This is a genomic window from Chthoniobacter flavus Ellin428 (genome assembly GCF_000173075.1).
Lineage (GTDB): Bacteria > Verrucomicrobiota > Verrucomicrobiia > Chthoniobacterales > Chthoniobacteraceae > Chthoniobacter > Chthoniobacter flavus.
In genome coordinates, this window is sequence record NZ_ABVL01000022.1 from 55,387 (window position 1) to 68,160 (window position 12,774).

General features: G+C 61.6%; 9 protein-coding genes and 1 pseudogene. 6 read left to right on the forward strand and 4 right to left on the reverse strand.

The window, feature by feature from the left end; translation table 11 throughout:
* Positions 1 to 10: 10 nt before the first annotated feature.
* On the reverse strand, positions 11 to 1,117 hold the full coding sequence (locus CFE428DRAFT_RS25505; protein WP_006982570.1) for a hypothetical protein: 1,107 nt from the start codon (positions 1,115 to 1,117) through the stop codon (positions 11 to 13).
* A 180-nt stretch (positions 1,118 to 1,297) separates the two neighbouring features.
* Here CFE428DRAFT_RS25505 and CFE428DRAFT_RS34480 point away from each other — a divergent pair, with 180 nt between their 5' ends.
* The 5 genes from CFE428DRAFT_RS34480 to CFE428DRAFT_RS25530 all read left to right on the forward strand — a co-directional run bounded on the left by CFE428DRAFT_RS34480 (position 1,298) and on the right by CFE428DRAFT_RS25530 (position 7,896).
* Positions 1,298 to 3,181, forward strand: a complete 1,884-nt coding sequence (locus CFE428DRAFT_RS34480; RefSeq protein WP_006982571.1) for a protein kinase domain-containing protein — start codon at positions 1,298 to 1,300, stop codon at positions 3,179 to 3,181.
* A complete protein-coding gene (locus CFE428DRAFT_RS25515; protein ID WP_162145314.1) occupies positions 3,105 to 4,832 on the forward strand; it encodes a WD40 repeat domain-containing protein in 1,728 nt (575 codons plus the stop codon). Before CFE428DRAFT_RS34480 ends, CFE428DRAFT_RS25515 begins: the two co-directional genes overlap by 77 nt.
* Before the next feature lie 305 nt (positions 4,833 to 5,137).
* Entirely contained in the window at positions 5,138 to 5,521 is a 384-nt protein-coding gene (locus tag CFE428DRAFT_RS25520; RefSeq protein ID WP_006982573.1) for a hypothetical protein, read from the forward strand.
* Positions 5,522 to 5,563: 42 nt separating this feature from the next.
* Positions 5,564 to 6,874, forward strand: a complete 1,311-nt coding sequence (locus CFE428DRAFT_RS25525) for a carbohydrate porin (RefSeq protein ID WP_006982574.1) — start codon at positions 5,564 to 5,566, stop codon at positions 6,872 to 6,874.
* 197 nt (positions 6,875 to 7,071) lie between these two features.
* Positions 7,072 to 7,896 (forward strand): cyanophycinase, encoded by an 825-nt coding sequence (locus CFE428DRAFT_RS25530; protein ID WP_006982575.1) that lies wholly within the window; start codon positions 7,072 to 7,074, stop codon positions 7,894 to 7,896.
* Between the two features lie 16 nt (positions 7,897 to 7,912).
* Here CFE428DRAFT_RS25530 and CFE428DRAFT_RS36760 read toward each other — a convergent pair whose 3' ends face one another.
* From CFE428DRAFT_RS36760 to CFE428DRAFT_RS25540, 3 genes are all read right to left on the reverse strand, one after another.
* Positions 7,913 to 8,035 carry a LuxR C-terminal-related transcriptional regulator gene (locus tag CFE428DRAFT_RS36760; RefSeq protein ID WP_006982576.1) on the reverse strand — a complete coding sequence of 41 codons (123 nt, stop codon included), beginning with the start codon at positions 8,033 to 8,035 and terminating at the stop codon, positions 7,913 to 7,915.
* Positions 8,036 to 8,287: 252 nt separating this feature from the next.
* A complete protein-coding gene (locus tag CFE428DRAFT_RS25535) occupies positions 8,288 to 9,208 on the reverse strand; it encodes an NHL repeat-containing protein (protein WP_006982577.1) in 921 nt (306 codons plus the stop codon).
* 106 nt (positions 9,209 to 9,314) lie between these two features.
* Complete coding sequence (locus CFE428DRAFT_RS25540) at positions 9,315 to 10,130, reverse strand: DeoR/GlpR family DNA-binding transcription regulator (protein ID WP_006982578.1); 816 nt, start codon at positions 10,128 to 10,130, stop codon at positions 9,315 to 9,317.
* A 100-nt stretch (positions 10,131 to 10,230) separates the two neighbouring features.
* Here CFE428DRAFT_RS25540 and CFE428DRAFT_RS41345 point away from each other — a divergent pair.
* A pseudogene (locus CFE428DRAFT_RS41345) lies at positions 10,231 to 12,424 on the forward strand (bifunctional rhamnulose-1-phosphate aldolase/short-chain dehydrogenase).
* Positions 12,425 to 12,774: the final 350 nt, after the last annotated feature.

The following is a 12,774-nucleotide window of genomic DNA, read 5'->3' on the forward strand; positions in this document are numbered from 1 at the left end:
CGCGTCTCGTTTAAAGGATCAGGCGGTGCCCCCGCTTCTCGTGGGCGAAATAGTTGAGCGAAGTCCCCGCGGGCATCTTCCGTTTGCGCAGGACATCGAGCACGAGGTTGATGCTGTTCGCGCCATCGAAGAGCAGGAGATCGATATAGGCGTGGCACCGTCCCATCGCGCCGCCGAGCACCTGGCCGCCGGCTGCTGGCCCGAGCACCGCCATGAGCGCATCCTCGATTTCCCCACGTGCATTGGCTTCGTTGCCTTTCGGCAAAACACCGATATCGAAGGCAATGTAGACATAGTCCGCGCCGGTGCCGGCGAGCGGATCTTTCAATTGCCCATTCGCCGCGGAGAATTCACCAATCAACGCCTTCACCGCGGTCGAGCCCACGAAGATGTCTCCGCGCAATTCACCGGGTCGCTCTTCATTCAGACGGTAGAGCGTGACCGATTCGCCGGGGCCGCCCTTTTTCCACTGGTGCTGGGCGTGCACGCGCTCGAGGTAGGTGCGCAATTCGGTGAGGGGCATGGCGCCGGCGAGATTCTGGTCGTTCATCTCGACGCGACCGATCCAGTTTTGCGTGCCGATTTCCCCCAACGCCTCGTCCAGCATGAGAAAGAGGACCATCCAGCGAGTGCGATCATCCAGCTTCGGAAAGAGCGGATGCCAGGCGGTGAGATTCAGGCGCTGGTGGTCGGCGTCGACCGTCGGCGTGAGCCAGAACGCTTTGCCTTCGAAAAGGTGTTCGCCGATTTTGAGCTGGGCGGTGTCCAGATGCTGCGACGGCTGGCGTGAGCCGTAAAAGGTCCAACCCGGGAGCTTCGGCGCCTGCTTTTGCCAATACGCGGCCAGCAATTCGTAATGCGGATTGCCTTCCGCGGACACGGTGAGCGAATGCCCCTGCTCATTGGCGCCGGGCCCGAAGACCCAGGCGAGGCCAGGGATGACCTGGTTGACGTGCTGCCTGACTTCCCCGGCGAGTTCTTCCACGCGCTTTTCCTCGATGGTGCGGTAGTAACGATCCGCCACACTCGCGTACCATTCCCAGAAACGCGCGACGCGTGTCTTGAAAGTGGTCTCCGTAGGCGCCGGAGGCGCTTTCCGTTTAAAGAGGGAGAACATGGCCGCAGAGCATAGCGAGCCCGCCGCCGACGGCGAAGAAATTCCGGCAATGCCCAAGCCTTTGCAAGGCGCGCGAGCCCCGTATACTGGAAGGCTCCCTATCCATCCTCCGATGAATCCCGCCGCCGATTTTTCCCACCGCGCCCCGCGCCCGGCGACTTGGAAAGGAATCCTGTCTCGATGAACGCGCTTTCTGCAGAAATCGTCGTGGCCATCGATGGCGTGGAGGTGGCGCGGCGGGCGGTTCCGCCGGGCGAATACCTCCTCGGGCGCGGAGTGGATTGCACTTTTCGTTTCGACGACGCGGCGGTTTCCGATCAACACGCGCGGCTGCGCTTGTCGACCGATGGCCCGGCTACGATCGAGGATCTCGGCAGTGCCCATGGGACTTATCTCAATGAGAGAGCCATCACCGGCGCTGCGCCCTGGCCGCCGGGCGCGGAGCTGCGCATCGGTGCGAATGTGCTCACTCTCAATTTCGAGGCGGAGCCACCGACCATCCCGGCTTCGATCTACACGCCGCCCAGCCCACAACCGCTCGGGCCGCTCGACAGCGCCCGGCCCGAAGGCGGTGGTGATGACGAGCTGCAGCGGCAATTGCACCTCACGCAGCGCCAGGCGCAGAGGCTCGAGCCCGGCCGCGAAGTCGCCCGCGGTGGCATGGGAGCCGTGCGCACGGCACGGGAGAGCGCCACGCGCCGGACGGTGGCCATGAAGGTAATGCTGCGCCCGAGCAACGCGCACGATACCCTGCGCTTCATCTCGGAAGCGCGCATCACCGCGCGGCTCGAGCATCCGAACATCGTCCCCATCTACGACCTCGGCGTGGACGAGCAGGGCAAGCCGTTCTACACGATGAAGATGGTCGAGGGCATCACCCTCCAGCGTGTGCTGCAGTTGCTCAAGGAAGGCGTCGCCGAGACCGTGAAGCGCTACCCGCTCGCCGCGCTGCTGACCATTTTCCAGAAGCTCTGCGACGCCCTCGCTTTCGCCCACGCGCGCGGTGTCATCCATCGTGATCTGAAACCCGCGAACATCATGCTCGGCAAGTACGGTGAGGTGCTGGTGATGGATTGGGGGTTGGCGAAGGTATTGAATGACGAAGGTCGAATGACGAATGACGAAACGCCGACGGCGTCCGAGGCGGCGTCCAGCGCAGATGGAATTGGGCATTCCATTTCTTCGGCGACCATGGCCGGCGCGATCCTCGGCACGCCGCAGTACATGAGCCCCGAGCAGGCCCGCGGCGAGCACGACCAGCTTGATCCGCGCAGCGATCTCTTTTCGCTCGGCGTCATCCTCTTCGAAATCCTCACGCTCGAGCGCGCCTTCACCGGACACAACAGCGCGGAGATCATTTCCAGGGTGGCGGACTTCGATGGCGCCTCGCTTCCCGTGCCCCAAGGGCGCCCGCGCCATCTTCCTGGCGGCTCGGTGCCGGAATCGCTGGCCGCGGTGGTGCGCAAGGCGATGGCGCCGGAAAAAACGCTACGCTACGCCAACGTCGGCGAGTTGCAGCGCGACATCGAGGCGTATCAAAACGGCTTCGCCACGCGTGCGGAAAACGCCACGCTCGGGCGGCAGATCCGTCTGCTCATCAATCGCAACAAGGGCGTCTTTAGCACCTTGGCGATCGCGTGGCTCATCATCACTGCGCTCGGTGTCTGGTTCATCGTCAACCTGCACGCCAGCGAGAAGAAGGCGCGGCGTAGCGAACACCAGGCCATCGCCGAGAAGGAGGTGGCGCGTCGCGCGCTCGCCCAATCGCAGATCACCATGGCGGATGAAGCCTTCCATCGCAGCGACGTTGCTGCCATGGCCATGGCCCTCGACGCCTGCCCACCCGATTTGCGCGACCAGAACTGGCACTATCTCTCCGCCAAACGCGACGCGTCTCTCGGCGAGTTCAAGCTTCCCGGTTTCGAGACCGCGGTCGCCCTCACCGGAATCCCGGGCCACGCGGCGCAATTCGCGCTGGCCAATGATCGTGGCGGACATCGCCATCGCCAATGTGGCCAGCCGGAAAGTCATCAGGACGATCAAGACCGGACGCTCCGGTATTAAGATCCTGGTCGTTTCCGGCGATGGCCGGCAGCTCGCCGTGGGCCGCAATTCGCCGGCGCAGGTCGAGCTGTACGAGATCGGCAACGGCGCGCGCCTGAAATCCGTCACGCTCCCCGGCGAAATCATTCATCAATGCAGCCTGACGCAAGATGGCAGCCTCTTCGCCGCCCTTCTCGGGCCGCCCAATGACCGGACAGAGCTATTGCTCGTCGATACCCACACTGGGGCGACGCGCTGGCAGAAAGTCGGCCAGTTCAATAGTGTGATCATTCATCCGAATGGCGATCGGCTCTTCGTCGCGGGCAACTCGCACTCGCGCCAGTTCACGATCCTGAAGGCGCAGGATGGCAGCGAAATCAGCCACCTGCCCGCGTTCGTCTTTTCGCAATCACTCAGCCCGGATGGGAAGGTCGTGGCGCTCGGCACGCAGCCCGGCGAATTGCTCCTGGTCGATGCCAGCACGGGCGCCGAGTACCAGCGCGGCAAGTTGCACGCGAATAACCTGCGCGCGGTGGCCTGGACGACGGACGGCTACCTGCTCACCATGGGAAACGAAGGCAAACCCCGGGACGGCCGGTGGGCGTTGAAGCTGTGGAATTCCGGCGAGCTGACCTGGGTGGGCAGCTTCTTCGGGTTCAAGAGTGGCGCGCCCACTCCGTGGAGTTTCAATGGGGACGGCGGCTATCTGCTCACGCAGGAAAATCCGCCGCGGCTCTGGCGTATCCCGACCGGCCGCGAAGTCTTCAAGCTGGTGCAGAATTCCGACCAAGGTTGGTCCGGATGTTTCCTGGCCGACAACGTGTTGCTTGCGCGCAAGGCACTGGCACTCACGCGTTACGACCTGGGCGCCGGCGGCAGGGTCACCGAAGTGCCGCCGACGTTCGCCAACAATTATTCCCTCGCGACCGTACATTGGCCGACCGGCCTTTTCGCTCTTGCACGCAATATCGGAAGCGAGCCGTTCGGATTCAAAATCATGAGCGTGCAGAACGGCAACATCGTGGAGAAGCTGAGCAAATCGGTGGGTGGCCGCATTCTCGACTTGGATTTCGATGCGCACGGCGAGCGCCTGGCCACGGTCTTTCAGGCGGGTGGGGTGCTCGTTTATTCGGTAAAAACCGGCGAACTGGTCTTCAAGGTCGTGGGACGTTACGAGCATGCGGTCTTTGCCGGCGGTGAGCATCATCTCGTGGCCCTCAACGCCCGCACCCTCAAGGCGGATGAAATCGAAAACGACCTCGTGCTCATCGATGCCGGCAACGGCAAAACGCTGCGGACGGTGAACTCTCGTTTTCGGGTCAACGCACTGGCCGTGTCCCCCGGCCGAGCCATCGTTGCCACCGGCGGATCGGATCAGACGGTGCGCATCTACGAAGCTGCAACGCTCCAGGAGCAGCTTGCCTTCCGCGCCCACGATAGCGAAATCAGCGCCCTCGCCTTCCATCCGTCGATGCCCATCCTGGCCAGCGCCTCCGCTGATGGCGCGGTGAAGCTCTGGGACTATCACACGGGCAAACAGCTCGACTATTTTCTCGGCTTCAGCGGCGCGCCCGCCGCGCTGGCCTTCAGCCCGAATGGGCGCCTGCTCTTCGTCGACGGCCAGGAAAAGACCACGCGCGTTTACGACGTGAGCGCGGTGAAGACGCAGTAGTTGGCCAAAGCCGATTTTAACGCAGAGGACGCCGAGAACGCAGAGGGCCGCGGAGGGAGAGAAAAAGGAAAGATTGAGGATGAAGGACGAGCAAAGTGCATTACGCGGCTTTGGAGCTCGACGCGCGCTATCGAGTCGCCCGTCTTACGCCCTCATCCGTTCCCCCTCTGCAGCCCTCTACGTTCTCGGCGTTCTCTGCGCTCAAATGGATAGGCGTTTTGAGGTGCTCTCCTTTGCTCGGAATTGCGCACAATTTGCTCGCCGTTGCGGTCGGGGCTCGCTAGTTCCACGCCCAACCTCAGCACATGAACACCCGTTTCCTCACCGTTAGTGCGCTCGTCGCCGTCGCCACCTCCATCGGCTTCGCCGTAGAACAGACCAACCCGATCAAGGACGCCATGGACTTTGCCCACAAGGCGCCCAAGGGAGAAAAAAAGCTCAGCGACAAAATCCTCGACGGCACCGCGCCTGAGGCGGACGTGAAGAAGACGCTCGAACTCTACAAGGCGATGCTCGACACCAAGCCGCCGAAGGGCGAACAGGCGGCCTACAAGGAAAAGGTCCAGAAGCTCATCGTCGCGACCGAGGAAGTGGTGGAGAAGAAGCCCGAGGCCACCGCGCACTACAAGGAAGCCGTAAACTGCAAGGCCTGCCACAGCGAGCACAAGTCCTCGCCTCCCGGCAAGTAACCACGCGCCTTGGACACGCAGCCCTTCCCCTGCGGATCTCCAATGAAGACGCGCCTGTCGACAATCCCGCAATACGGCGTCAGCCGGTTGGACGGGATTGCGTCGAAGGCGAAAGGAATTTCCCGCTCGGTCGTCGCCACGCTGTTGCTAGCCGCGGTGACGCCGGCCTTCGGCGGGCAGGAAGTCGAACCACAGCCGGGTGCCGCCGCGCACGATCCCCTGCAGCCCTTGAAAGACGCCGGGTTCACGCCCTCTCTCAACTACTGGGGAGAGGAGTTCGCCAATTTCGCCGGCGGGACCGGTCGTGGCGCGGAATACGAGGGCTTGTTGAAACTCGGCCTGAACATCGATCTGGAGAAGGTCGTAAAATGGCACGGCAGCAGCCTGTATTTCGCCGTGGAGTATCCGCACGGGTTGGGACTGACCAACAAATACGTCCACGACTACAATGTTCTCAGCAACATCGACGCCTACGATAGCTGGCGCTTGTTCGAAGCCTGGGTGCAGCAGGATTTCTGCAATCACCACGTCTCCCTTCGAGTCGGGCAGTTGACCACCGACAACAATTTTTTCATCTCGGACAATGCCGCCCTCTATGTGAACAGCGTCTTCGGCGAACTGGGCACGGTCTCGCACAATATCTTTGACCCGGCCTATCCCGTGGCGTCACCCGGCGTGTGGCTCAAGGTCAGTCCGACGGCGTCGTGGTATTTCCAGGCGATGATGGTGAGTGATGATCCGGGCGCGCAGGATGGCGACAATAAGCATGGGCTGCGCTACAATTTCGGCGGCGGCGCCCGCCCGCTCTCGTTCTTCGAGTTCGGATATATCCGGGCCGGCACCGAGGATGCGCCGATCCTCGAGGGCAAATACAAGATCGGTGCGTACTATGATGCGGGCCTGTTTCGCGACAATCAGGGCGGTTCGCCGCACCATGGCACCAGCGCCTGGTGGGGGGTAGTCGACCAGCAGCTCTACCGCGAATCTTACCAGCCGAAAGAGCCGTTTTGCGGACTCTCCGCTTTCGGTCGCATCAGCACGGCGCAGAAGGATCGCAACCCGGTGACGTTCTACTTTGACGCCGGGCTGAACTACACCGGCCCGATTGCGCATCGCCAAAAGGATATCCTCGGCGTGGCATTTATTTATGAGCGGTTGAGCAGCTTGCTTCAGCAGCCCGATGGCTCCCCGGTTCCGTCGCATCACGAGCACGTTTTGGAAGCGACGTACCTTTGCACGCTGAATGATCATTTCGCGGTTCAGCCGGATATCCAATACATCATCAATCCGGGCGCTATGCACACGATTCCAAATGCGCTCGCTGGCGGCTTGCGTTTCATCATCAGTTTTTGATCTCCCGGCGGAGGGAGTGGGAGAGCCGGATCACGCGGGCGCCGCTGCGCAATAACGGCGCTCCGGCGCCGTCTTATAGCCAGGCAATACCGCCCCTGCGTCCCAGCGGAGTGGGACGGCCAGCAGTTCCGAAAAACACGCGTCTTTTGATTTCCGTGTCTCCGGGTTATGCAAAAGGATATTCCCCCCTTTCGAACATGCGCATCTCTTTCCTGCTCCCGATTCTGTTCACCTTCCTCGCCGCCAGTGCCCTGGCGGAACCGAAGGTCGGTCCGGCCAATGGCTCGCTCTTGATCCACGGCGGCGGCAAACTCGGACGGGAAACTTTGCAGGAATTCATCCGGCTTGCGGGGGGTGTGGATGCGAATTTTGTCGTCATCCCGACGGCCGAGCCGGGCGAAGATTGGGGCGAACCTTATGTCGCGCGGTTTTTCCTCACGCGCGCGGGCTCGAGACACGTGACCGTATTGCACACTCGCGACCGTGCGGTGGCCGATAGCGCCGCCTTTGTCGAACCGCTGACCAAGGCCAACGCCGTGTGGATCGACGGCGGGCGCCAGTGGCGCCTCGCGGATGCCTATCTCGGTACGCGCACCCTCACCGAATTGCGTGGTGTGCTGGCCCGGGGCGGAGTGATCGGCGGCTCTTCGGCTGGGGCGACGATTCAAGGCAGCTACATGGTCCGCGGCGCACCGGAAGGCAACCTGATCATGATGGCCAAAGGACACGAGGAAGCATTTGGTTTTCTGCGCAACACCGCGATCGACCAGCACATCATCACACGGCATCGCGAAGGAGACATGCAGGCGGTGATCGCCGCGCATCCTGACTTGCTCGGCCTGGGCATCGACGAGGGCACCGCGCTCATCGTGCAAGGCGACCGCGCACGGGTCATTGGCCCGAGCAAAGTGGCCGTGACCGATCACGCCTACACCCCCGGTCCCGACGGAAAGCCTTACTTCTTCCTGAATCCCGGCGACACGCTCGACCTCGCTACGCGCCGGCCCGTGGCGGGGAAATGATCCCTGTCAGGACAGCTCAATCCCGCGCCTTGCTCGACAGAACGCGGAGAACGGCTCCCATGCGGTTTTCGACACCGAGCTTGCGATAGACGGTCTCGACGTGTTTCTCCACGGTGCGCACGCTGATCGAGAGGACCACAGTGGCGAAGTCGCCACCGGTGTTTCGCGCCAGAGCCGGGGATGGCTCTATGGCTCGCTGGCGCGCTCGGGTTCTTCGCAGGCCTGCGGCGCCTCCGCCGCGCGCGGTGCGGCGGAGCCGTGATCTGTAGCGACGCCGTCCCGGCGTCGATCGCTTTTCGTGAAAATTTCTGACGCCGATGACGTCGACGCTATAACGACTTCCGAATATCTCAAGCGTCTCGATCCACGGGAATCCTTTGGAAAGGTCGGATCAGGATTTTCGCCTGCGCCGCATAAAGAGCGAAAAGCAGGCTCCGAAACTTAGAAACGCTCCTACTGTGGGCTCTGGGACGATCGCAATTCCAAAAGGCTCTTGCAATCCGGATATCAGCGTTCCGGTGCCTACGGGTGTACCATCGCTTTCCCGGTACTCCCCAATAGTTCCACCGGTTAGATTCGTCTCGTACAACGTACCGTTGTATTCGGCTAAACCTTTTGGAGTGGCAGTCAGGCCAGAAACAAACTGTGCATTCATCAACGCGCCAGTAAGCGTGTATTCGCGAATGTTTTGGTCATCCAAAACGAAAATATGTCCGTTGGCTACGGCGATTCCTGTCGGAAAAAACAGGTTGGACACTAAAGGGCCTGAGCCGACTTCCATACCAGTATTGGTATCGAATTCGGTGATTGTCCCGGAATTGCTGTCAGCGACAAATAGATCATTCCCATAGACCGTCATCGCTCTAGGGGCGGAGAGACCGGTGACAAACGTGCTGTTTACGGTCGCCCCCGAGAGAGTAAATTTCTCAACGCCGTGGCCACTCCCAACGAATATGTTTTGTTGTGTAACGGCGATCGAATACGGCCCACTGATTCCTGACGACGGTCCTGCGGAGATGAGGGCTGCATTCACAAGAGACCCCGAAGTCGTGAATTGGCTGATCGTCCCATTCCCATAGTTAACGACGTAGAGATTCGAACCGGAAACCGCAATCGCCTGCGGATCATTTATGGTTATGGGATCGGTGATCAAGGATGAGTTTATGACCTGACCACCCGTGGTGTATTCGCCGACGGTGCCGCCGGACGAGTTGACGACGAAGACATCCGCATCCGCCCTTGCCTCGGTAAGTACCGCAAAGGGAGTGACAAGGATGCAGATTAATGAAATTACATTTCGCTTAGGCACCATTGAAAGGAGCATACAGAGCCTCGGGAATCGGGTCGAGCAGGCAGAGACTATAAATCGAAACCCCATACGAAAACGTGCCGCTCTGCTGGCGATAATTGGTCTCAACTCAGCCGGAACGACCAGTAGCCGACGCCGCGAATTCCGCCAGATGAATCTGCAATCTCCCGCCGTGATGGGCGCGGGCGAATTTGCGGGCCTCGGGGGTGCCCCCGGTGAAGAGGTGATCGACCTTGGCCAGCGAACTCAGGCTGCACATGGCACGCCGGCCGAGTTTGGTGTGATCGACAAGTAACGCGACGCGTTCGCTTTGTTCGATCATCAACCGCTCGCTGGCCAGGACCGCTTCATTGTGGTTCGTCGCTTCCTTTGCATCGACACCGGCGGCGCTGAGGAAGGCCCAGCGCGCGTGGTAACGCTTGAGAAATGCTTCGGCCGGCGGACCGCTGAGCACGCTCGACTCGGGCTGGAGGATGCCGCCGGTGAGATAGATCTCCGCGCCGCGCTGCCGGCCCTTCAGCCGATCGACCGCCTGGGCGATGACCAGCGAGTTGGTGATAATGCGGATGCGCTTCAGCGCGATGAATTCGCAGAGCTGGTAGGTCGTCGTGCCGCCATCGATCATCACGACATCGCCATCCTCCAGTAATTGCGCGGCGCCCTCGGCGATGGCACGTTTCTCGGCGGCGTTTTCGGTGAGGCGTTGCTGGAAAGCGGCCGGGCCGGCGGGCTCGGCGGCGACGGGATTTTTGAGCCGAATGCCACCCCACGTTTTCTCCACGCGTCCCTCGGCGGCAAGCTGCGCAAATTCACGGCGAATGGTCGCCGCGGAAGCGCCGAGCCGGGCGCAGGCATCGTCCACCCCCAGCTCGGGATCGAGCTGCAGCAGCTCGAGAATTTGGCGCTGGCGTTGACGACGTTTCATCAGGGACGATGCGAATCTTGTTGCGCCGGCGCTAAAATTCAATCAAAATTCAATCACTTCTCGATCATTTCCGAATCAACCCATTAACCCCAACCCCATCATGTCCTCCTATCGTTTTGTGAATTACTCCTGGGACGACGCCAAAGCGGCGTCGCTCGATCCCGTCGGACGTCTCGTTTATCGCTCGAACATTCTCGGCGCCGACCAGCGCATCACGAACACCGGCGGCGGCAACACCTCCTCGAAGCTCGTGGAAAAGGACCCGCTCAGCGGCGAGCAGACGGAAGTGTTGTGGGTGAAGGGCTCCGGCGGCGACCTGCGCACGGCGGGCCGCGAGTTCTTTTCTTCGCTCTACCAGTCGAAGCTCGTGAGCCTGCAGAAGGTCTACGGCGAGCGCGGAGACAAGGGCCTGAAGTCCCAGGCCGAGGACGACATGGTGGCGGCTTACACGCACTGCACTTTCAATCTCAACCCGCGCGCTTCGTCGATCGACACCCCGCTGCACTCCTTCGTGCCGGGCAAGCATGTCGATCACATGCACCCGAACGCCATCATCTCCATCGCCGCCAGCAAGCGGTGCGTGGAACTGACGAAGGAAATCTTCGGCGGCGCGATGGATTACGTGCCGTGGATGCGTCCGGGCTTCGAGCTCGGCCTCGCCATGCAGGAAATCGCCCGCAACAATCCGGGCACCCGCGCGATCATGATGGGCCAGCACGGCTTCATCGCCTGGGCGAATGACGACAAGGAATGCTACAAGCAGACCCTCGATTTCATCGAAAAAGCGGCCGCTTACATCGACCAGAAGTATCAGGCCAAGGGCGGCGACGCCGCGGCCTTCGGCGGCGGGCGCTATCAATCGCTGGCCCAGGAAAAGCGCAGCGAGCTGTTCGCGGCGATCCTGCCGTGGCTGCGCGGACAGGTGTCGCAGCAGCGCCGTTTCATCGGTACGGTGCAGGACGACGAGAAGATCCTGCGCTTCGTCAATTCGCACCACGCGCCGCGTCTCGCTGAGCTCGGCACGAGCTGCCCGGACCATTTCCTGCGCACCAAGATCAAGCCGCTCTACATCCCGTGGGACCCGCAGCACGGCACCCTCGCCGACTTGAAGAAGCTCCTCAGCGAAGGCCTCGCCAAGTATCGCCAGGACTACAAGGCGTACTACGACAAGTGCAAACACGACAACTCGCCCGCCATGGCGCGACGCGAACCCGACCGTGGTGCTCATCCCCGGCCTGGGCCTGATCGCTTGGGGCAAGGACAAGAGCGAATCGCGGGTGACCGCGGAGTTCTACAATTGCGCGGTGGAAGTGATGCGCGGCGCGGAGGCGATTGACGAATACATCGCGCTCCCGCAGCAGGAAGCCTTCGACATCGAATACTGGCTGCTCGAGGAAGCGAAGCTCAAGCGCATGCCCGCGGAGAAGGAACTCGCGCGGCAGGTCGCGGTGGTCATCGGCGCCGGCAGCGGCATCGGCAAGGAAACCGCGCATCGCCTGAGCAAGGAAGGGGCGCACATCGTCTGCGTCGATCTCAAGACGGAGACGGCCCAGGCCACGGCGGATGAACTCATCGGCAAGCTCGGCCAGGGCATTGGCGTCGCCGGCAGCGGCATCTCCGGCTGCGGCCCGGCCATCGGTCTCGCGGCAAATATCACCGACCGCGCCAGCGTTCGCGCGATGCTCGACCAGATCATCCTCGCCTACGGCGGCATCGATCACATTGCGGTCACCGCCGGCGTTTTCTGGCCGAGCGACACCACCGGCCACATTCCGGACGACAAGTGGGCTTTCACCTTCGCGGTGAATGTGACCGGCAGCTATATCGTCGCCGACGAAGCGTACAAGACGTGGAAGGAACAGGGCCTGAAGGGTTCGCTCGTCCTCACCACCAGCGCGAATGCGGCGGTCGCGAAGAAGGGCAGCGTCGCTTACGACACCAGCAAGGCCGCGGCGAATCATCTCGTGCGCGAACTCGCCATCGAGCTCGCCCCGCTGGTCCGCGTCAATGGCGTCGCCCCGGCGACCGTCGTGCAAGGCTCGGCCATGTTCCCGCGCGATCGCGTCATCGGCTCGCTGGCGAAATACAACATCGCCTACAGCGAAGACGAAGCAACGGAATCGCTGGTGACCAAACTCGCCCAATTCTACGCTGACCGCACGCTGACGAAGACTCCGATCACGCCCGCCGACCAGGCCGAGGCCTACTTCCTCCTCATTAGTCAGCGCCTGAGCAAGACCACCGGCCAGATCATCACCGTGGACGGCGGCTTGCACGAGGCCTTCCTGCGGTAAGTGGAAAGGATCGAGGTAAAACCAGTTTAGTTTCATCAAGGCCGCCATCTTCGGATGGCGGCCTTTGGTTTATCGTGGCGCAAGACACTACAGATGAAGGATTTCGTCACCTTCTTCACCTGATTTTGACTAGCTTCACCGGGGCGAAATGCTACCATCCGGGCATGAAGCGGTGGACTAATGATGGTTCTAGTTTGATATGGAAGAGTGCTGAGAGCGCTTCGTTGGGCGGGCGTACTTATTCGTGGCAGCGGTCGGTTATGACTGCGCTTACAGTGTCGGCGGGAATGTTATTGGTTGCCTCCTGTTCAAGGGTGAGCTCGTCGAAATTTACTCAAGAGCCGGGCAGT